Here is a 20762-nt window from a genome sequence, read left to right as displayed (position 1 = left end):
AGTAGTACACAAAAACACCCTCAGCATTGAGGGTGTTTTATTGTTGGAGAGTATTTATTGGGTAGCTGCATGTGGGTCTTTTGGTTTTTCTTTAGGGCCAACCATCAAACCTAATTCAACCGCGATGAAGCCTATGATCAGGCTGGCGACCAAATAACAGATTGAGACTAAAATTCCGCCAGGGTTCTTCATCATTTCGACCGCACCAAAGACAAAACTGGAAAAGGTTGAAAGACCGCCCATGATCCCGGTTGCGACCATCAAATGCACATATTGGTTAATTTTATCTTTTTTAAATAAAGAGGTAGCCAGCCCTAATAAAAATGCTGCAATAATGTTGGCGACAAAAATATCCATTGGGAAGCCGTCGGCCAGTCGCGGCACGGATAACATAATAAACTCGCGACACATGGCACCAAAAGCACCACCAACAAAGACTAAAATAATAAGATTTAGCATAACATTTTCCTCTGATTAATAAGCCAACCAGGCACCCAATGCCGCTGCCGCCAGACCGACGATGACAGAAATAATTAAATATCCGGCAGCCATTGCTCTACCACGAGCAGTGGCCAGTTTTGCTGCATCCAATTGCATGCTACTAAAGGTGGTATAACCGCCAAGAATACCGGTCAGTACCGCTGCATTGATTAAATCACCATAGCGATCACGCCAGTCAACACTAAAGAGAATACTCAAATATCCAATAACAAATGCACCAGAAATATTAATCAAAAAAGTACCTAGGGGAAAATTACCTTGATATATTTTGCCAACCCTCAGCCCTATCCACCAACGTAAAAGTGATCCGATACCGCCACCAAATCCAACCCACATTACATCGATTGCCGTCATAACAACCCCCTCAATGGTAATTCGTCAGAATAAGAATAATTGTAGTATAAATAAATTACGGGATCGTTCGGATATGGCGAGTTATCGGCCTTAAGTATTATGTTTTATTCGAGTTTAATCAGCGGAACTAATATAAATAAAATGAAGATCGGCGAACAAGATAACCGGAAGTTAATATAGTTCATCCTCTGTATTGTTCTCTAGTGAAACTATATTGCTATTGCTGCCAACGATAGAACTTTATACCGATTGCGTGGGGGGTATCACTTGCAGGGACAAAGGATGGCGTTAAAATAGAAATGCCGTTTCAAAAATCCGATAAGCAGAGACAGGAGCCATCATGCCCTACCAAGCAGACCCTTCCCGATATAACCAAATGCAATATCGTTTTTGTGGAAAAAGTGGCTTGCAGCTTCCGGCGTTATCGCTTGGGCTGTGGCATAACTTCAGTTTTAACAATACATTAGAATCACAACGTACATTATTGCGCAAAGCCTTTGACCTGGGGATTACTCATTTTGATTTGGCCAACAACTATGGCCCACCTCCTGGCTCTGCCGAGCAAAATTTTGGTAAATTGCTGCACGACGATTTTAAGCCTTACCGTGATGAGCTGATAATCTCGACCAAAGCCGGTTATAACATGTGGCCTGGCCCGTATGGTGCGGGCAGCTCGCGCAAATATCTGCTTGCCAGCCTGGATCAAAGCTTACAGCGTATGGGGCTGGACTATGTTGATATCTTCTATTCGCACCGTGTAGATGAAAATACGCCAATGGAAGAAACCGCCTCGGCACTGGCTCAGGCGGTACAAAGTGGCAAGGCTCTCTATGTGGGGATTTCTTCATATTCTTCTGAGCGTACCGCCACAATGGTTGAGCTATTGCAACAATGGAAGGTTCCGCTGCTTATTCATCAACCCTCCTACAATATTTTGAATCGTTGGGTTGAGCAGACTCATTTGTTAGATACGCTGGAGCAACAGGGGGTGGGTTGTATTGCTTTTACCCCATTGGCTCAAGGGTTGTTGACCGGGAAATACCTCAATGGCATTCCCGATGATTCTCGAATGAAAAAAGAAGCGGGCGGCTCGTTGAAGGAAAATATGTTATCAGCCGCCAATTTGCGCAGTATCAAGGCACTGAATGCATTAGCTCAACAACGTGGGCAATCATTGGCACAAATGGCATTGAGCTGGTTATTGAAAGATAATCGTGTGACCTCGGTATTGATCGGTGCCAGCCGCCCAGAGCAGTTGGAGGAAAACTGTGCAGCCCTGACTAACCTGAGTTTCAGTGCAGAAGAGTTACGTGCGATTGATCAGCATGTGGCCGAGGGGCAGCTTAATTTATGGCAGGCCTCTTCGGACCGCTAACCGGTGATAACGTGAGAAGCCGGAGATGTTCTCCGGCTTTTTTAGGGGCAAAACCCTTATTTTGCTTTGGGTGATGAGTCCGCTGCCAGCCCTAGCTTCAGTAGTTTACCGTCACTCTCATCAGTTAGCAGATAGACATAACCATCTGGCCCGACCCGGACATCGCGGATACGCTCACCGCGATCACCCAGTAAACGCTCTTCTGCAATCACTTTGTCGCCATCCAACTGCAAGCGAATCAACTCTTTCTGTGCCAATGCCCCGATAAATAGTGAATGTTGCCAGGTGGGGAAGCGGGCAGCGTCATAGAAGGCCATGCCGCTGATACCGGGTGATTTCTCCCAGTAATATGCCGGTTGCTCGGTACCCTCGACATGGGTACCTTTCGCCTCTGGAATAGCTAAACCTGAGTAGTTAACACCATGAGTGGCTAATGGCCAGCCGTAGTTTTTCCCGGCCTGTGGGATATTGATTTCATCGCCGCCTTTAGGACCATGCTCATTAGCCCACATCACTTCAGTCCATGGGTTAAGCGCCAGACCCTGTGGATTGCGATGGCCATAGGACCAGATCTCTGGCTTTGCCGGAGACTTATTGGCAAATGGATTATCTTTTACTACCTTACCATCAAGTGTCAGACGTACGATTTTACCTTGATGTAGGCTTAAGTCTTGAGCCGTAGGGCGCTGATTGTTTTCGCCCAGAGTAATAAAGATATGGCCTTGTTTATCAAAGGCTAATTTGCCACCAAAATGGTTACCGGTAGATAATTTGGGTTGCTGGCGGAAGAATACCTTGAAGTTTTCAATGGCTGTCCCCTGAGGATTAAGATGGCCATAACCCACGGCGGTGCCCGCTTTACCCTCTTTACCCACTTCAGCAAAACTTAGGTATATACGGCGATCCTGAGAAAATGTCGGTGATAATGCCACTTCTAGCAGACCACCTTGCCCCTTGGCATAGACTTCTGGTACCCCCTTTAAAGGTTCTGATAGTGGCTTCCCTGCTTGCCATAAACGTAATTGCCCAGAACGCTCAGTGATTAAGATTCCCCCATTATCAGGCAGAAATGCCAGTGACCATGGATGATCCAATCCATCCTGTAATTCCGTTACGGTCACCGCCGGAGCGGCAAGGGCGGTCATCGAAACAAATACGCTAAATAACAGTGCACTCAAGCTATAGCCCAGTGTTCTATTTCCCAATATTGTCATCAGTTGCTCCTTTAAAATGCCAACAACTGTTAACTTTAGAGTATTAAGGGCAAGTCAGCGAATAACACCATTAAAATCAGCGACTATATTACTGTAGCCAGTCCCATGCTGAGGAGTGCATTCCGATTTCGTTTCACAAAAAAAGCTCACAAGCTGAGCAGACGAAAAAGTGGCAAAGGTTAAGTTCAGACAATTCTGCAAACCGATAAGGTGTCCTAATTAATGATGCTGCCAGCCACTCATGGCTATTGCGAGTACGAGAAATCCATCATTGATGAGTGAATAATCATTAACTTAATGATATATAACTACATTAAACTTAATTCGCCGAGAAAAAGAATCATAATTTTGCGATAAACATCACATTGCATTTGCTTAGAAATGTGAAGAGCATCAATGTGAAAAGTCAATTAGAGACGATTATATGAGTAGTTGAATTACTGTCTTAACTATCAACGCCATATACTGCCGACAACCAGAAACAATGGGGCTGGGCAAGGGGCACGATAAAGTACAGATAAAGGGAATTCACCATTGCACTGGCATACAGTTAACGTGTGTCTTTTGAACATCAAAAGGTGTTGGGTATGGAAAAGAAAAAAATTTATCTATTTTGCTCAGCCGGTATGTCTACCTCGCTACTGGTTTCCAAAATGAAAGTACAAGCAGAGAAGTATGAGGTGCCAGTGATTATCAATGCTTACCCCGAGGCCCTGGCCGCAGAACATGGTGCCCAAGCAGATGTCATTTTGTTAGGACCACAAATCGCTTACATGTTGCCTGAAGTTGCAAAAATGTTCCCCAATAAACCAGTTGAAGTGATCGACGCGCTCCTATACGGCAAAGTCGACGGTCTGGGGGTATTAAAAGCTGCCGTAGCCGCAATAAAAAAAGCAAAACAATAAGGGGTGCACTGTGAGCGCATTTATTAATTCTCTGGAAAGGGTCATCTTGCCTTTTGCTATTAAAATAGGCAGACAGCAACACATTAATGCTATCAAGAATGGGTTTATTCGGCTGATGCCGTTAACCCTGACGGGTGCCATGTTTGTACTGATCAACAACGTTTTCTTAAGTTTTGGCGAAGGGTCGTTCTTTTTCTCAATGGGCGTACGGTTAGATGCCGATACCATTACTATGCTCAATGGTTTTAAAGCGATAGGCGGCAACGTTTATAACGGTACTCTCGGTATTATGTCGTTAATGACGCCATTTTTTATCAGTATGGCGTTGGCTGAAGAGAAAAGGGTCGATCCTCTGGCTGCGGCTCTGCTGGCAATTGCTGCCTTTATGACCGTGACGCCATACAGTGTTGGCGAGGCCTATGCCGTCGGGGCTAATTGGTTGGGAGGGGCGAATATCATCTCCGGTATCATCATCGGTTTGGTGGTTGCAGAGCTCTTTACCTTTATCGTGCGACGTAACTGGGTTATCCGCCTGCCAGACAGTGTGCCGACATCAGTTTCCCGTTCTTTCTCTGCATTGATTCCCGGGTTTATCATTCTTTCCATCATGGGCGTGATTGCTTATGCCCTTGGATTGCATGGCACCAACTTCCACCAGATCATTATGGACACCATTTCAGCACCGTTGTCGAAAATGGGCAGTGTTGTGGGATGGGTGTATGTCATGTGCTCCTCGCTGTTGTGGTTCTTCGGGATACACGGTGCGATGGCCTTATCTGCACTGGAAAGTGGCATTATGATGCCATTTGCATTGGAGAACGTCGCAACCTATACCCAGTATGGTTCTGTTGCTGCGGCGCTGGCTGCCGGTAAAGAATTCCATATGTGGGCTAAGCCGTTTGTTGACTCCTATATCTTCTTGGGAGGCACTGGCGCAACACTTGGACTGGTTATTGCCATCTTTATTGCTTCTCGCCGTGAAGACTATCGTCAGGTAGCAAAATTGGGTGCACCGGCTAGTATTTTCCAGATTAATGAACCTATCCTATTTGGTTTGCCGGTCATAATGAACCCGCTGTTCTTTATTCCGTTCATCTTGGTTCAACCGGTATTAGCAATTATCACTTCAGTGGCGTATTACACCGGCCTTATTCCACCAATCACCAATATTGCGCCGTGGACCATGCCAGTCGGCTTAGGTGCCTTCTTCAATACCAACGGCAGCATTGCCGCGATGTTATTAAGTTTATTCAACTTAGGTATAGCGACATTGATGTATCTGCCATTCGTAATAATTGCCAATAAGGCGCAGAGCGAGATAGATCGTCAGGTTGAAAGTGAAGAAGAGATTGCTGATAGCTTGAAATTCTAAGCGTTAAATCTGTTTATCGTATAAGGCTGGAGGCCGGAATGAAGTATCAATTTCCCGATGATTTTTGGTGGGGCAGTGCCACCTCCGCAGCCCAATCCGAAGGGGCGTCACTGCGGGATGGTAAGAGCAAGAACATCTTCGATTATTGGTACGAAATTGCACCGGAACGTTTTCATGATCAGATTGGTCCTGAAAACACCTCCACCTTTTACGATAACTATCAGCAAGATATTTTGCTATTAAAGCAACTGGGCCATAACACGTTCAGGACATCGATTTCATGGTCGCGGTTGATTCCAAAGGGTGACGGTGAGCTTAACCCCAAAGCTGTCACGTTTTATAACGCGGTTATCGATAGCCTATTGGCGCAGGGAATTACCCCCTTTATCAATCTTTATCATTTTGATATGCCATTGTGTATGCAAGAGAAAGGCGGTTGGGAAAACCGTGCGGTTGTGGAAGCCTATGGCCGCTATGCCAAAAGCTGCTTTATGTTGTTTGGTGATCGGGTAAAGCATTGGTTTACTTTTAATGAGCCGATTGTGCCTGTTGAAGCCGGTTACCTGAACGACCTGCATTACCCTGGTGTGGTTGACTTTAAACGTGCGGTGACTGTCGCTTATCACAGCGTATTGGCCCATGCCAACGCGGTGCAAAACTACCGAGAGCTAAAGCAGGGGGGTGAAATTGGTATCATTTTGAACCTCACCCCGACCTATCCTCGCTCCGACAGTGCGCCAGACCTGATTGCAGCTAATCATGCCGATTTATTGCTTAACCGTAGCTTCCTCGATCCCGTCACCAAGGGTGTTTACCCTGATGAACTGATCACGTTGCTGCGAGAGCACGACTTATTGCCACAAATTGAAAGCGGTGATTGCCAGTGCATTGCGGCGGGCGTCGTTGATCTGTTAGGGGTTAACTATTATCAGCCAAGACGGGTTCAGGCGAAAGATATCCCAACCCCTCAAGGGCTGGTGAAAACGCCGGAGGATTTGTTCAGTTTTTATGCGATGCCCGGGCGCAAAATCAACCCGCATCGTGGTTGGGAAATCTACGAAAAAGGGCTGTATGACATCCTGAAAAATCTAAGAGAGAATTATAACAATATTGCGTGTTATATCTCTGAGAATGGCATGGGTGTTGAGGGCGAAGAGCAGTTTATCACGCCATCAGGTAGGGTTGATGACCAGTATCGCATCGAATTTATCCGTGCACATTTGCAGTGGCTACATCAAGCATTACAAGAGGGCAGTAACTGTAAAGGGTATCATCTGTGGACCTTTATTGATTGCTGGTCTTGGCTCAATGCATACAAAAACCGCTATGGTTTAGTTCGGTTGAATATCGTCGACCAGACGCGAGTATTGAAACAAAGTGGCTACTGGTTTGCTGATGTCGCCAGGCAGAATGGTTTTAATTAATGGCTTTAATTTACGGAGTAACAATAGCATGTTTGATTTAGATAAAATCGTGGGTGAGGTGCAGCCTACCGATGAGATGGAAGATGTGGTTATGGGGCTGATTATCAACGCCGGGCAAGCCAGAAGTTTGGCTTACAAGGCTCTGAAACAAGCCAAGGCGGGTGACTTTTCCCAAGCGGATGAGCTGATGGTGCAATCTCGCCTGGCGCTGAATGAAGCACATTTAGTTCAGACCAGGCTGATTGAAGCTGATCAAGGTGAGGGGAAAACCAAAGTAACATTGGTGCTGGTACATGCTCAGGATCATTTGATGACGGCCATGTTAGCCAGAGAGTTAATTGATGAGTTGATCGAATTGCATCGAAAGTTACAGTGAATTTTGTCTAACACATTGGCTATTTTGAACGAGAATGAAGGTAAATAAGATGGAAGTCAGGTTAGTACGTCAAAAAGACTTTTTTAACGGAAAAGAATTCCATCTGTTTATTTATAACAAAACGGAAAGTGCCACCGGCTTACATCAGCATGATTATTATGAATATACGTTGATATTAACCGGTATGTGTTATCAGGAAATAAACGGTAAGCGAGTCTTTTTAGAGCGCGGCGATTTTGTTTTTATTCCTATGGGATCCCATCATAAAAGTTTCTATGAGTTTGGTGCCACTCGTATTCTGAATGTGGGAATAAGTAAAACCTTCTTTGAAGAGCACTATTCTCATCTATTATCGCGGCCTATTGTGGCCTCTCAGGCTTATCGCCTAAAGGGTGATTTTCTCTCTTATATTGAATCGGCAATTTCTGCGCCACACTTTAGGGACGATGAGCTTACTGAACTGGTAGAACTGCTGACTTTTTATGTCACTAACCGCATCAGCCATCATAAAGAAAGTGACACTAACGACGATATTCCGCTGTGGCTGAAGACCAGTATCGACAAAATGCATGATAAGTCGATGTTTGGTGAAAAAGCGCTGGTGAATATGATCGAACTGTCTGGCAAAACCCAAGAGTATTTGACCCGCGCTACCCGCCGTTATTACCAAAAAACGCCGATGCAGATTATCAATGAAATCAGAGTTAACTTTGCTAAAACTCAACTTGAAATGACCAATTATCTGGTCTCTGACATTGCTTTTGAAGCAGGTTACAGCGATACCACGTTATTTATTAAAAACTTCAAAAAACTCACCTCTTTTACGCCGGGGAACTATCGCAAAAAATTCAACTGCGTCAGAGAGGGGTTATCCGATTAGCTTCCGGCCAGATAACTGCTACTGGAATGGCCTGACAAGGTACCCTCAATGGAAAAGTTACTTATTGTTAATGCTGATGATTTTGGTCTATGCAAAGGTCAAAGTTACGGAATCATTGAAGCATTCCGGCATGGTGTTGTCTCATCGACTACAGCGATGATGAATTGTGCGGATATCTATCATGCAGCGGAACTGAGTAAGCAAAATCCAACGTTGCCTGTGGGGATGCATTTTGTTCTCACTTACGGGCGGCCGTTAACGTCAATGCCATCATTAGTTGATGCCAACGGTGCTCTGGGCAAATGGTTGTGGCAACGCGCCGAAGCGGGTGAGCTGAATCCTGGCGAGATAGCTCGGGAGTTGGCGGCTCAGTTTGATAAGTTTGTTGCCGTCTTCGGCCGTGCACCCACTCACATCGACAGCCATCATCATGTACATATGTTACCGCAAATTTATCCGCTGGTTGTTGCTTTTGCCCACGAGAAATCTCTTCCACTGCGTATTGATCGCAAGGAAATACAGCGGCATGAGATTGTGCTTGATAACCCGCGAAGCAGTGAGTGGTTCGATGCCGGTTTTTATGGTGAGGCTTTATCTGAGCAGACATTTTTGCGGTTGTTGGAAAATGCCAGTCAAAAAGCAATTAACTCACTTGAGATTATGTGCCATCCGGCGTTTGTTGATAACACCCTCATGACCAGCGGCTATTGTTATCCACGCTTGACCGAATTGGAGGTGCTGACGTCGCCGGCATTAAAGCAAGCCATTGAGCAGCGTGGCTATAGATTGGGGTCATATTTGGATTGCTGAAATTATTAACATAAAGTCGCCCTTTGCCGATAATCATTATACTGACTTAGTGAGTGATAAGGATATGTCCGATGGGTATAAATGCGAGCTTACCAATAGCAGCAACGACGGGAAATGGCAGCAAGAATACTGCAAGTGCAGGAAATGATTTGGCATCTCAGATAAAGAATGTAATAGCAAAAATCGCTGAGGTTACGCAAAAACTCAAAGATGGCATTGATATGTCAGAAGATCAGCGAAAAAGTATTCAAGCTCAATTAACGATGTTACAGCAGCAACTGGCTGAGTTGTTACGTCGTCAGGCACAACAAGCGCAGCAAAAGCATGATGGGAAAAGTAGTGCTATTGAGAACGTAGACCAGATAAAAGCACAAGATGGCAATATAGATATCTATATTTGATTTATTAAATTTTAATAAACTACAGTATTAGCTATAATTTTTCAGGCCTCGATTTTGAGGCCTTTTAACTAATAAAAAGAGTTCGTTATTATGTTTTTGGGAGTTTGAATATATTGTATTTTTTGATAAAAATTGAGTTAAGATCCGTGTCGCATACCTAAACGTATACCCATGTAGGAAAGTGATGTGGGGATAAACGCCCAGCGGCTGTTGAGGTAATTGGTAAAGCATTAAAAAAAGTCGAGGCCGAGGTATAAATGACCGCAAAAGTTAAGGCTAGCTTGGCTGGTGGTATTTGTTCCGTGGCGGCAATTATTTCTATCCAACATCCCTTGTAGTGACTCATTTTATCCTTTTTACATCGGGGTGTTTTTCACTCGCGGCTTCATGGTAGATATCAGCTAACCACCCAGCTATTTCTTCCTCAGTCAAAAATGAAGGAATAATGACGTCATATATTCGAGATGATTTCCCCTCATTGCAATCTACTCGGAATAGCTGCCATTCATTGGCAACACTTTTAACACCCAAACGGCGACCAAAAACATCATAAATGAGCATAACAGGGTCCTCTATCTCAATATGTGCGTTCAGTTAACTCTTATAGCAAATAAACATCAATATGGAAATCATGAGGATATTCCTCATGCCTGAATAATTGTCTCACCAAAAGGTGGGGGATCAAAATATGGTGCGACGTCTATTAGTTATCTTGCTAATGGTGGTGTTCTTAGGTTTAGTATTTAACAGCTACCGCTCATTGTATGAAATAAGACCATTCTATATGGCTTATATAGATAGGATTAGCTAGATTTAATCTATATATAGCGACTAGCAAAGGTAATAGAAAATGTTTAAGCACCGTTTGTCTGTGATCGCATTAGCGCTGATTGCTTCTCTAGCGTTATCTTCAACCCCTTCCATAGCTAATCCCGGTAATGGGAATGGCGGTGGACACGGAAACAGTGGCGGAAACCACGGTAATAGTGGGGGCAATGGGCCCGCTAATAAGGGGAATAAAGCCAAAAATGGTAGTGATAATTTAGTTTCAGTGAATCTAACCTATGACCGTGTGCGCCCATTAGCTGTTAATTACGGATTGACTGGTTATCAGTCATTACCTCCCGGTATCGCTAAAAATCTGGCACGGGGTAAGCCGCTCCCACCAGGCATCGCTAAGAAAGCAGTCCCTGCATCTTTACTGGGGCAGCTACCTTCTTACCCAGGATATGAGTGGCGTATAGTTGGCAATGACTTAGTACTTATTGCATTAAGTACAGCGATTGTTGCATCAGTAATAAATGGCGTATTCGATTAAGTATCCAAAGAAGGATACTCATCAGCGATTTTAACCACCTACGAGTTTAAGCCACTGGCCTTATAAGCCGGTGGCTTTTCATTTGAAATATTTATCTAGTGGATCCGAAGTATCGGTACTTTCTGTAGAAAGCTAACATTCTGGCGGGACTTAGACTATACCGGATCATACAACTTATGACTGCGGGATGTTCCACCACACACCGGTAAAACTTTCAATGACAGCAAGTCGTTTGTCTGCTGGAACCGGACAGGCAATATCAGCACAAGCTCAAATAACGATAATTCAATGACTGGGACGGAGATCTATGGTAGATCTCTGCTGTTATGGAACGGTATATCACAGCAAAACAGACTTTAATTCTGAGTTAATTCAATATTAAATCCACCTTAAATATTCAGAGTGGTAAAAAGATTAAAGCCAAATAATAGTGAATGGAGTCTAAATGAAAGAACTATTAATACTAATAGCAACACTAGTAATCTGGGTGATTATTGCTAAATTTTTAGCAAAATATTTCATTCATAAAGGTCATCGATATTGGGTAAGTAAAACAAGTGGGGTTATTGTTGGTACAGTTGTTGCCTTTACCTTTTTGATTATTGTGGTAATCCCGATACCGGAAGAGACAATATTGACATCAGCCAACTCTCGCTCATCCGTCACAACGACTATACCAGAAAAAACAATTGATAAGCATGAAGAAAAGACCAAATCAATCGCGCCTCAAGTGCTTATAGAGGAACCTCGCAACCCTGATAATAAAAGTATAAAGACGTTGGGTATTAGCCCGGACATTTTTGAAAAAAGAATGAATGCCAACTTAGAAACGTCTAATAGTTCGCTTAGACTAAAAATTAATTTTAAAAAAAATGGCGTTAACAATACGTTCAATTATGCCTTTAATGATCATTTGGTTATTGTGGGAACGATCGACAAACCCAGTCAAAAATTATCAGAGATAACCCTGATAACAAGCGGCGATGGGACTGCTAAATCTGGTATAGATATTGGCGCTGTGGTTGTTTCTGCTTTCTCCGCCACGCTGGGAGAAAATACGATGAAAACGGGTGAGCCAGGAATAATAATGATGAAACTGATGGCAATGAATAAGAGCAGCACAAAAGATAATGAACCAAGCTCAACCATTTTTAATGGCATAAAATTTAGTTTTTTCAGCAGTGATACTACCGGTTATCGGTTTACAGCAGAACCAGCCTGATTCCATATTATCAGCGATATAGGAAATGCTATCGTTATCAAAATGGCGGGGTAATGCTAGGTGATTTCTACAGCCAGGGCATCGCTCAATTAGGATTATTTGATGATAATCAGCCAAAAATTAACAGTGCAGCGCTGACGATATTAATAGGTAAGGCAAAGGAAAGGTGTGGTTTGCCGGACAAGGCATACAGAAAGCATGGCAGATGAAACGTGAGATGCTATCGCCAGTTTACACGACTCGCTGGTCTGAGCTACCTATTGTCAGGTGAATGATGAAAGAGAGCGTCCAACGGCTCGATAAGTTCAGGGCCATTATTACGAATGTTGCCTACTTTCTTTATCACTGGATGCCAGTCGAACTCTTCTGCTGACGTCAGCGCTTCCAAAGCAATCTCCTTTGCTCTTTCTGGTGAAGTATCCGGATTCATCCATTCACGAGCGGCATCTGGTGGTAAGACGACAGGGCGCCGATCATGAATGTCCACCAATCCCGAATTACTGTCCGCAGTTACTATCACAAAACCATCATCCTCTGGCGATTCGGTTTCATCAGGATGGAACCGGCTTATCGCGGCAAAGAAGATAGGCGTTTGGTTCTCATGGTAGATAAACCACGGCTGCTTTATTTTCGGATCTTCCGGCGATTTCTTCCATTCGTACCAGCCATCAGCCATCACCAGGCTACGACCGTGGTGCCATAATGGTTTAAACATCCGACTTTCCGCAGCTGTTTCTACTCGAGCATTGATGACCGGCGCACGACCCATTTGCCGCCACCATTCAGGGCCATAGCCCCACATTAGCGGATCGAGATGCAGTTCATCCTCACGCTGATTGAGAATCAGAACGCGGGTACCTGCTGCAACGTTGTATCTGCCAATAGGAACGGGATCGAGAGCACCGTTGAATTCTAATTCAGATGCAAGAAATTCAAGGTAATCATAACGGGTTTTAATTTGAGTGAAACGACCACACATGGCACAACCTCAGAAGTAGGATGTGGGGTAATTATAGTCGTTAAATGGATCGGCGATTATGCAAAATAAATGACGGAGTTTTTCCCTTGGCTTTCCCCTAAATTTCCCTGCCACAAATTTAAGACATAAAAAAACCAGCCCTAAAGGATTGGTTTTCTTTGGGATATTTGGTCGGCATGAGAGGATTTTAACCTCCGACACCCCATGACGGCGATCTATAGGCGAAAAAAAACCTCTGGGTTAGCAGAGGCTTTTTAATCTTCAAAGGAGCCGCGTATCTTTTGCGTATCCTTTTTGGTCCAAACTAGGTCAGTGCTTCGTCCGATCATTTATCATAAGTCACTGGTTTATATGATACTGTCCGGTCACTGTCCTGTCAAAAGTGGTGGAGCTGGGGGGATTTGAACCCCCGTCCGAAATTACTACGCCGTCGGCACTACATGCTTAGTCCAGTCATTACATTCGCCGGTTAGCTGCGGACGGACACGCCACTAACAAACTATCCTGATTAGTTTTAATGCTTCAACCCCAGGCAAGGTTTCCACACGAGCTCTTTTGGGTTTGACCTCTCTTGATCCCCGTCCTAAGAGCGGAGGCTAGGGAGAGAGGGAACCTTCAGTTTCTTAGGCTGATTAAGCTGCTAAAGCAGCAGGTTCGAATTGCGAGTCGTTTGCAATTATTTTTTTTGCGGTTTTTTACGAGGCCTCCGCACCTCGGCATGCACCTTGGGTTTCGCGAATCCCGTCGAATCCAGAATCAGCCCCAAAGAACTTCTATAGTATACCAGAACTATACGCTGATAAGCCAGAGACTTAACGGTTAGCGTGTTTCATTATTCTGGCTTTATCGACCTGCCATTCACGATCTTTGATGTCATCACGTTTATCGTGATCTTTCTTACCTTTTGCGACACCGATTTTAACTTTAACCCAGGCATTTTTCCAATATACGGAAAGGGCAACTACGGTAAAACCGTCGCGATTAACTTTACCGAGCAGCGAATCCAGCTCGCGTTTGTTTAGCAGCAGTTTACGGGTACGCATTGGCTCGCAGACAACATGAGTCGACGCAACGTTCAACGGCGTAATGGTGGCGCCAAACAAGAAGGCTTCGCCATTTCTAAAGGTTACGTAGCTATCACTAATGTTGGCTTTGCCAGCACGCAGAGATTTTACTTCCCAACCTTGCAGCGCAAGACCCGCTTCGAACTCTTCTTCAATGAAGTATTCATGGCGGGCTCGTTTATTTTGCGCAATGGTTGCGGAACCGGGTTTGTATGCTTTTTTCTTTGTCATAGTATTGATCATTATACTGTATGCGGAGGCGAATGAAATCCTTTCCCGCAGGATGCCTGTGCATTTTGTCTCATTTGTTGCGTAGAATGCCTAGCAGATTTTTTGTCTGGCGGTAGATAAATGGTATTATCAGCGCGTTTTATGTCTCACAGGAAATGTTATGCCACAGATTAGCCGCTCTGCGTTGGTTCCGTTTAGCGTAGAACAGATGTATCAACTGGTTAATGATGTTCGCTCTTATCCAGAATTTTTGCCTGGTTGCACCGGCAGCCGGGTGCTTGATGTTACTGAGAATGAAATGACGGCCGCAGTTGATGTCGCCAAGGCTGGTATCAGTAAAACGTTTACTACACGCAATACATTGACTGATAACCAGAGCATTAATATGCAATTGGTAGATGGGCCATTTCGGAAATTAATGGGCGGATGGCATTTTACCCCATTAAGTGCAGATGCTTGTAAAGTTGAACTGCACCTGGATTTTGAATTTACCAATAAGCTGATTGAGTTGGCTTTTGGTAAAATATTCAAGGAATTAGCTGGCAATATGGTGCAGGCGTTCACTCAACGTGCTAAAGAGGTATACAGTGTCTGAGATTCGCGTTGAGGTGGTTTATGCCTTGCCTGAACGCCAATATTTGCGCACTGTTTCACTTGAGGCTGGCAGTACTGTTGAGGATGCTATCAAAGCATCAGGTTTACTTGAGTTACGATCAGATATTGATCTGACAAAAAATAAAGTGGGTGTTTACAGCCGCCCGGTAAAGCTGGGAGATAAGCTTAACACGGGTGATCGTGTTGAGATTTATCGCCCTCTGAGCGCAGACCCTAAAGAGTTACGCCGACAACGCGCCGAACAGGCAAAAAAATAAGGCACCGTCTGTGCCTTATTTTTATTGTAGCCCTGAACTGCTATCGAAGAAAAAGCGTACGCCATCCTATGGTTGCATAAGTATTAGGCGGCTTGTTGCCTAAAACCATAATCAGTATTCGTTCCCTTCATCTGCTCTGCAATCTTCGGATAAATTAATTTCCTGCTAATGTTGGTTCGTTTTTGATATCAGTCAGCACGCCGCTGCTATCAAAGGTCAACGTCAACGTCTGTTGTGTTACTTTCTGGTGGCCAGGTTGTTGGCGGAACACATAGAACCAGGTTTTGGTGCCAAATGGGTCCTGTAGCATTGGTGTGCCTAAGGTATATGCCACTTGTTGCTGGGTCATACCTTTATGAATTTTGGACGCGTCATTAGGTGATAAATAGTTACCCTGATTAATATCAGGCCGGTAGACCACCTTCTCCAGCGTTGAACAACCCGCAGTAAGCATTGCAAGCATCACAGCGGCGGCAGTCAGCATTTTACAGCGCATAGTAATCACATTCCTTTAGGGCGTAGGATGACGATGATAATAGACCTTGCAGCAGTTGGAAACCTTTACAGGGCACCTGTATGACCTCTGGAAAGGAAAAAAGTTAATCTTTTCTATGCTGCGAGCAATTCTTTTGCATTTGCCAAGGTGTTTTTCGTCACTTCACTGCCGCCCAGAAGGCGCGCCAACTCTTGCAAGCGGGCTTTTTTATCTAGCCGATGCATATGGGTTTCGGTTTCAGTGCCATCGGTTTGTTTACTCACAAAGAAATGTTGATGGCCACAACCCGCAACTTGTGGAAGGTGGGTCACACACATAACCTGAGTCGATTCACCAAGCTGACGCAACAGGTGGCCCACTATGGCTGCCGTTGGCCCACTGATACCAACATCAACTTCATCGAAGATAAGCGCAGGAGTGTCCATTTTACGCGCTGTAATCACCTGAATCGCCAATGCGATGCGAGACAGTTCACCACCGGAGGCGACTTTGGCCAGTGCTTGTAGCGGTTGACCTGGGTTGGTAGTGACGCAGAACTCAATGCGGGTCGCCCCTTCAGCACTGAGGTGCTCTGGCTCAAAATGGGTGTCAATCGTGAATTGGCCATGTGGCATTGATAATTCATGCATGCTTTCGGTAATTAGCGCGGCCAATTCATCAGCATAATGCTGGCGTTCTTGGTGCAACCGGTTAGCTATCTCTAACGCGTGTTGATAGTGAGTATTTACCGCGTGGCTGAGTTGCTCATGGTCGTTTTCTTGCCGTGACAGCTGTTCTTGCTCATCCAGCAATTGCTGATGAAACAAGGGTAACTCTTCTGGTGCTACATGGTGTTTACGGGCCAGATTTAATTGACGAGATAACCGTTGTTCCAATTCATACAAACGGTTAGGGTCCATATCAAATTGCTCCGCATAGTGGCGTAGCTCATCACTGGCTTCACTGATTTGGATAGAAGCCTCTTCTAGCATATTTAATAAATTATTAAATTGTTCATCCATGCCAGCCAGTTCGGTTAACTGGTGTTTGGCTGAGAAGAGCTGGCTAAGAATGTTATTCTGTTCATCATCCGACAGCAATTGTAAGGCTTGTTGGCTGAGTGACAACAACTGCCCACTGTTTGCCAAACGCTTATATTCGATATCAATTTGTTCATATTCCCCCGCTTGTGGGACAAATGAATTTAGTTCTTTCAACTGATATTGCAATAATTCCTTTCGGGCGTTACGTTCCAGAGATTGCTGTTGATGGAGTGCCAGTGCCCGGCAGCTTTGGTGCCAGATTTGATAGGCTGCTTTCATTTCGCTCAGCAAAGCAGACTGGTCTGCGTAGGCATCTAATAGCTGTTTTTGATGATCTGGTCTTAATAGCAACTGATGGGCATGTTGGCCGTGAATCTGGATGAGATGTTGGCCTAACTCTCGCAGTTGTGACAGGGGGACTGCCGTACCATTAATAAAGCCTCTTGAGCGGCCATCGGTTCCAATAGCCCGCCGCAATAGGCATTCATTGCTGTCATCAAGATGGTTGTTTTCCAACCACTGTCGGGCCGATGGGGTGTCTGTCAGTGAAAAGCGTGCACAAATATCAGCACGCGTTGCACCTAAACGCACCATGCTGCCATCTGAGCGGCTACCAAGGCATAACCCCAATGCATCTATGGCGATAGATTTACCTGCCCCTGTTTCGCCAGTAATTGCTGTCATCCCGGGTTGAAAATCGATTTCTAACTCACGCACAATTGCAAAATTACTGATGGTTAATTGGGCCAGCATGGTAAATCTCCTGTACATAAACACATGGCTGTATTTGAATACAGTATAAACTGGTTTTATATACAGTAAAGTCCTTGCGGCACTTTTTAGAATAATTTTTTCGACCAGCCTAATTTTGTACTTAACGTATTGAAATAACTGTAGTCCTTTGGATGAATAAGATTAAGGTGAAAATCACTACGGCGAATTAATACTTCTTCACCCTCCTGAATCGGTAGTGCTATCTGGCTATCACAGCTTATTTCCAGGTCGCTGGTGATTTGCGAAAACTTCAATCGGATGGTGCTGCTACTATTAATGACCAGAGGTCTGGCGGTTAGAGTGTGTGGAAACATCGGGACCAATACGATGGCGTCCAGGGTGGGGGTGAGGATTGGGCCACCTGCCGAGAGCGAATAAGCCGTCGAGCCGGTAGGGGTGGCAATGATCAGGCCGTCTGAACGTTGAGAAAAAGCGAAGCGGTTATCGATATACACTTCGAATTCAATCATATGTGCCACTTTACCCGGATGCAAAACCACTTCATTGATTGCTGTGCTGATGCGGCTTTGCTGATTGGTACGAGTCACTTGTACTTCTAGTAAGAAGCGTTGTTCGCTTAGATATTCGCCTTCCAGTACATCTGAAAGTTGTTGTTGGGCATTATCCGGGTCCAAATCAGTCAGAAAGCCCAGATTGCCTCGGTTGACACCGATGACTTTGATATCATAGCGAGCGAGTACTCGCGCGGCACCGAGCATATTGCCATCGCCCCCGACCACCACGGCTAAATCGGCTTTTTGGCCAATGTCAGCCAAGCTGCCGGTAATGGCATCGGTTAAATTTAGATCTTTGGCGATCTGCTGTTCAACCATCACGTCATAACCTTTGGCGTTTAACCAGTGGTAGAGCATCTCATGGGTGGCAAGTGCAGCCGGATGCCGTGGGTGACCGACAATACCAATACAATTGAATCTTTTATTATTCATTGCCGTGATTTTCCTTACTGGGGCGTCTTTTACCCCACATTATGACCGGTTCCCTTGAATCCCCGGTTTTGATCCCCATAATAAGCCAAGTAGCGAGATTAATGCTAAAACGCGGAGATATCCATGAGTAGTAAAGAACAGAAAACACCAAACGAGCAAGTCTCGGAAGAAATGGAAAATGCAGCAGAGCAGCAAGTGGAAGCGACACAAGAGACGGGTGAAGGTGTAGATCCGCGTGTTGCCGAGCTTGAAGCGCAGTTGGCTGCAGCCGTACAGCGTGAGCGCGAAAGCTTGCTACGCGCTAAGGCTGAAGTTGAGAATATCCGTCGTCGTACTGAATTGGATGTTGAAAAAGCGCATAAGTTTGCACTGGAAAGATTTTCATCTGAATTATTGCCAGTGATCGATAATCTGGAACGTGCACTGGATACTGCTGATAAAAGCAATACCGAACTGACTTCGATGATTGAAGGTGTCGAGTTGACGCTGAAATCACTGCTCGATGCAGTAGGTAAATTCGGCATTGAGGTTGTCGCTGATACCCATGTGCCGTTTAATCCTGATGTTCATCAGGCAATGACGATGCTTGAATCTGCTGATCATGAACCAAATCATGTGATGATGGTGATGCAAAAAGGCTATACGCTAAATGGCCGTTTGCTACGCCCGGCAATGGTTGCGGTATCTAAAGCGAAAGCTTAAGGTGTCCTGACGTGAAAAAGGCACCTTCGGGTGCCTTTTTTTATTTAACTATCTTGGTATTTTATTCTGCTGTTGGTAGTTTGGGTTGCCAATCAATAGCTTGTTGATTGTGCTGTTGCAGTAGCTGATTTGCTTGTGAAAAGTGCTTACAACCAAGAAAACCACGATGGGCAGACAGCGGCGATGGGTGCGGCGCTTTTAAAATAAAGTGGCGTTGGGTATCAATGATCCGGCCCTTCTTCTGGGCATGTGCTCCCCACAGCATAAAAATCACCCCATCACGATGTTCATTCAGGGCTGCAATGACTTTATCAGTGAAGGTTTCCCAACCAAGGTTAGCATGAGAGTGCGCATTACCTGCTTCAACGGTTAGCACGGTATTGAGTAGCAAGACCCCTTGTTCGGCCCAGCTTTGCAAGAAGCCATGATTGGGGCGCTCAAAGCCTGGGATATCGGTAGCCAACTCTTTGTACATGTTCACCAAAGAGGGAGGCGCTGGCACACCAGGTAACACAGAAAATGATAATCCATGTGCTTGATTGGGGCCGTGGTAGGGGTCTTGCCCTAAAATAACCACTTTAACCTGATCCAATTCAGTCAGGCGGAATGCGTTAAATACATCTTTTTGCGCAGGATAGATAGTCTTGCCAGCACTGCGTTCTGCTGCCACATAGGCCAGCGTATCTCTAAAGTAAGGCTGTTCTTTTTCCAGGCCGATCACATCGTGCCAGGTAAGGGAGGCAGACATAAACACTCTCCTTGGTTTCTGCAAAGTATTGATGTGCGTTAGCTTACCGGTTCAAACCGGTGAGTGAAACCGTTAAACCTGACTCTGTGACGTAATGATGATTTCTTGACCTTTTTATGCAAAAAATGTTGAAAATTTACAAAAATATTTGCTGTCAGTTGTTTTGATAAAATTGATATAAAACATAAATTTGGCGATGGAGTTATTACTGATGTGGTCGAAAGATTGATTTAAGTCAAAGAATTGCGGCGGTCTGACTGGTATATAGAACAATAAGACAACAATGGTTTTACCAAATAACCAAGATAGTTTCTCCCCCTTGGAATTTATATCCGCATTATGGAGGCACCAAATGATTACTGGTATTCAAATTACTAAAGCTAACAATGAAGCCTTAGTGAACTCTTTTTGGCTGTTAGATGATGAAAAATCTGAACTGCGCTGCGTTTGCGCTAAAGCGGGTTATGCCGAAGATCAGATAGTTCCTGCCAGTGAGTTAGGCCAGATTGAATATCGCGAAGTTCCACTGGAAGTGCAGCCTACTGTGCGTGTTGAAGGTGGTCAGCATTTGAACGTTAACGTTCTGCGCCGCGAAACACTGGAAGATGCAGTGAAAAATCCAGAAAAATATCCTCAGTTGACGATTCGTGTTTCTGGCTATGCAGTGCGTTTTAACTCCCTGACACCAGAACAACAACGTGATGTAATTACTCGTACTTTCACTGAAAGTCTGTAATTTTTGTCATAACGTTTAAGTCATTCAAAAATTCTAAGG

Annotated in this window: 24 protein-coding genes, 1 other RNA gene and 1 pseudogene; 15 read left to right on the top strand and 11 right to left on the bottom strand. The window is 44.7% G+C overall.

The genetic code is table 11. From position 1 onward, the window contains the following. Positions 1-54 precede the first annotated feature (54 nt). Positions 55-459 carry a fluoride efflux transporter CrcB gene (gene crcB / locus Q2T71_RS15800; protein ID WP_372559712.1) on the bottom strand — a complete coding sequence of 135 codons (405 nt, stop codon included), beginning with the start codon at positions 457-459 and terminating at the stop codon, positions 55-57. Positions 460-474: 15 nt separating this feature from the next. Continuing rightward, positions 475-855, bottom strand: coding sequence for a CrcB family protein (locus Q2T71_RS15795; RefSeq protein WP_372559711.1), 381 nt, complete (start codon positions 853-855; stop codon positions 475-477). Between the two features lie 340 nt (positions 856-1195). On the opposite strand from Q2T71_RS15795, the gene mgrA reads away from it, so the two are divergent. Beyond that, on the top strand, positions 1196-2230 hold the full coding sequence (gene mgrA, locus Q2T71_RS15790) for an L-glyceraldehyde 3-phosphate reductase (protein ID WP_372559710.1): 1035 nt from the start codon (positions 1196-1198) through the stop codon (positions 2228-2230). 56 nt (positions 2231-2286) lie between these two features. Here the strand turns inward: mgrA and Q2T71_RS15785 are convergent, their stop codons facing one another. Beyond that, the gene (locus tag Q2T71_RS15785; RefSeq protein ID WP_372559709.1) at positions 2287-3444 is read right to left on the bottom strand and encodes a PQQ-dependent sugar dehydrogenase; all 1158 of its coding nucleotides are present in this window, start codon (positions 3442-3444) and stop codon (positions 2287-2289) included. Positions 3445-4031: 587 nt separating this feature from the next. Here Q2T71_RS15785 and Q2T71_RS15780 point away from each other — a divergent pair. The 7 genes from Q2T71_RS15780 (at position 4032) to Q2T71_RS15750 (ending at position 9612) form a co-directional block, all read left to right on the top strand. Then, positions 4032-4349, top strand: a complete 318-nt coding sequence (locus Q2T71_RS15780) for a PTS sugar transporter subunit IIB (RefSeq protein ID WP_005276021.1) — start codon at positions 4032-4034, stop codon at positions 4347-4349. Between the two features lie 10 nt (positions 4350-4359). Next, positions 4360-5721, top strand: coding sequence for a PTS N,N'-diacetylchitobiose transporter subunit IIC (chbC, locus tag Q2T71_RS15775; RefSeq protein ID WP_083163081.1), 1362 nt, complete (start codon positions 4360-4362; stop codon positions 5719-5721). A 38-nt stretch (positions 5722-5759) separates the two neighbouring features. Then, on the top strand, positions 5760-7145 hold the full coding sequence (locus tag Q2T71_RS15770; RefSeq protein ID WP_372559708.1) for a glycoside hydrolase family 1 protein: 1386 nt from the start codon (positions 5760-5762) through the stop codon (positions 7143-7145). A gap of 28 nt (positions 7146-7173) precedes the next feature. Further along, positions 7174-7521 (top strand): PTS N,N'-diacetylchitobiose transporter subunit IIA, encoded by a 348-nt coding sequence (gene chbA, locus Q2T71_RS15765; RefSeq protein WP_083163086.1) that lies wholly within the window; start codon positions 7174-7176, stop codon positions 7519-7521. Between the two features lie 49 nt (positions 7522-7570). Then, on the top strand, positions 7571-8401 hold the full coding sequence (gene chbR, locus Q2T71_RS15760; protein ID WP_083163087.1) for a transcriptional regulator ChbR: 831 nt from the start codon (positions 7571-7573) through the stop codon (positions 8399-8401). Positions 8402-8449: 48 nt separating this feature from the next. After that, the gene (gene chbG / locus Q2T71_RS15755) at positions 8450-9211 is read left to right on the top strand and encodes a chitin disaccharide deacetylase (protein WP_372559707.1); all 762 of its coding nucleotides are present in this window, start codon (positions 8450-8452) and stop codon (positions 9209-9211) included. 71 nt (positions 9212-9282) lie between these two features. Next, the gene (locus Q2T71_RS15750; protein WP_083163089.1) at positions 9283-9612 is read left to right on the top strand and encodes a FlxA-like family protein; all 330 of its coding nucleotides are present in this window, start codon (positions 9283-9285) and stop codon (positions 9610-9612) included. Positions 9613-9954: 342 nt separating this feature from the next. Here Q2T71_RS15750 and Q2T71_RS15745 read toward each other — a convergent pair whose 3' ends face one another. Continuing rightward, the gene (locus tag Q2T71_RS15745; protein ID WP_372559706.1) at positions 9955-10173 is read right to left on the bottom strand and encodes a hypothetical protein; all 219 of its coding nucleotides are present in this window, start codon (positions 10171-10173) and stop codon (positions 9955-9957) included. Positions 10174-10462: 289 nt separating this feature from the next. Between Q2T71_RS15745 and Q2T71_RS15740 the strand changes: the two genes are divergently transcribed. The 3 genes and pseudogenes from Q2T71_RS15740 to Q2T71_RS15730 form a co-directional block, all read left to right on the top strand. Next, positions 10463-10930, top strand: a complete 468-nt coding sequence (locus Q2T71_RS15740) for an anti-virulence regulator CigR family protein (protein ID WP_372559705.1) — start codon at positions 10463-10465, stop codon at positions 10928-10930. Between the two features lie 445 nt (positions 10931-11375). After that, positions 11376-12152, top strand: coding sequence for a hypothetical protein (locus Q2T71_RS15735; protein WP_372559704.1), 777 nt, complete (start codon positions 11376-11378; stop codon positions 12150-12152). 29 nt (positions 12153-12181) lie between these two features. Further along, positions 12182-12423 (top strand): annotated as a pseudogene (locus Q2T71_RS15730) (DUF4113 domain-containing protein); the annotation flags it as partial. Here the strand turns inward: Q2T71_RS15730 and Q2T71_RS15725 are convergent. From Q2T71_RS15725 to smpB, 3 genes are all read right to left on the bottom strand, one after another. Further along, positions 12406-13131 (bottom strand): SOS response-associated peptidase family protein, encoded by a 726-nt coding sequence (locus tag Q2T71_RS15725; RefSeq protein ID WP_372559703.1) that lies wholly within the window; start codon positions 13129-13131, stop codon positions 12406-12408. The pseudogene Q2T71_RS15730 and the gene Q2T71_RS15725 overlap by 18 nt on opposite strands. A 383-nt stretch (positions 13132-13514) precedes the next feature. Next, positions 13515-13895: a transfer-messenger RNA gene (gene ssrA, locus Q2T71_RS15720) on the bottom strand. 48 nt (positions 13896-13943) lie between these two features. Continuing rightward, entirely contained in the window at positions 13944-14426 is a 483-nt protein-coding gene (smpB, locus tag Q2T71_RS15715; protein WP_049608454.1) for an SsrA-binding protein SmpB, read from the bottom strand. A 160-nt stretch (positions 14427-14586) separates the two neighbouring features. On the opposite strand from smpB, the gene Q2T71_RS15710 reads away from it, so the two are divergent. Further along, positions 14587-15021, top strand: coding sequence for a type II toxin-antitoxin system RatA family toxin (locus Q2T71_RS15710; protein WP_005188672.1), 435 nt, complete (start codon positions 14587-14589; stop codon positions 15019-15021). Next, the gene (locus Q2T71_RS15705) at positions 15014-15298 is read left to right on the top strand and encodes an RnfH family protein (protein ID WP_032907001.1); all 285 of its coding nucleotides are present in this window, start codon (positions 15014-15016) and stop codon (positions 15296-15298) included. The genes Q2T71_RS15710 and Q2T71_RS15705 overlap by 8 nt, the downstream gene beginning before the upstream one ends. A gap of 154 nt (positions 15299-15452) precedes the next feature. Here the strand turns inward: Q2T71_RS15705 and bamE are convergent, their stop codons facing one another. The 3 genes from bamE to nadK all read right to left on the bottom strand — a co-directional run bounded on the left by bamE (position 15453) and on the right by nadK (position 18537). Further along, entirely contained in the window at positions 15453-15794 is a 342-nt protein-coding gene (bamE, locus tag Q2T71_RS15700; RefSeq protein ID WP_083163108.1) for an outer membrane protein assembly factor BamE, read from the bottom strand. Between the two features lie 113 nt (positions 15795-15907). Continuing rightward, a complete protein-coding gene (gene recN / locus Q2T71_RS15695; protein ID WP_372559702.1) occupies positions 15908-17569 on the bottom strand; it encodes a DNA repair protein RecN in 1662 nt (553 codons plus the stop codon). Between the two features lie 86 nt (positions 17570-17655). After that, positions 17656-18537 carry an NAD(+) kinase gene (gene nadK, locus Q2T71_RS15690; RefSeq protein WP_083163112.1) on the bottom strand — a complete coding sequence of 294 codons (882 nt, stop codon included), beginning with the start codon at positions 18535-18537 and terminating at the stop codon, positions 17656-17658. 123 nt (positions 18538-18660) lie between these two features. Between nadK and grpE the strand changes: the two genes are divergently transcribed. Then, entirely contained in the window at positions 18661-19239 is a 579-nt protein-coding gene (grpE, locus tag Q2T71_RS15685) for a nucleotide exchange factor GrpE (protein ID WP_372559701.1), read from the top strand. A 61-nt stretch (positions 19240-19300) separates the two neighbouring features. Here grpE and ung read toward each other — a convergent pair whose 3' ends face one another. Continuing rightward, positions 19301-19987: a uracil-DNA glycosylase gene (ung, locus tag Q2T71_RS15680; RefSeq protein ID WP_372559700.1), complete on the bottom strand. Its 687-nt coding sequence runs from the start codon at positions 19985-19987 to the stop codon at positions 19301-19303. Positions 19988-20339: 352 nt separating this feature from the next. Here ung and grcA point away from each other — a divergent pair, with 352 nt between their 5' ends. Continuing rightward, the gene (grcA, locus tag Q2T71_RS15675; protein WP_372559699.1) at positions 20340-20723 is read left to right on the top strand and encodes an autonomous glycyl radical cofactor GrcA; all 384 of its coding nucleotides are present in this window, start codon (positions 20340-20342) and stop codon (positions 20721-20723) included. The last annotated feature ends 39 nt before the right edge of the window (positions 20724-20762 follow it).

This window comes from Yersinia sp. 1652 StPb PI (genome assembly GCF_041538345.1).
Classification (GTDB): domain Bacteria; phylum Pseudomonadota; class Gammaproteobacteria; order Enterobacterales; family Enterobacteriaceae; genus Yersinia; species Yersinia enterocolitica_E.
This window is presented reverse-complemented; position numbering and strand designations above follow the sequence as displayed.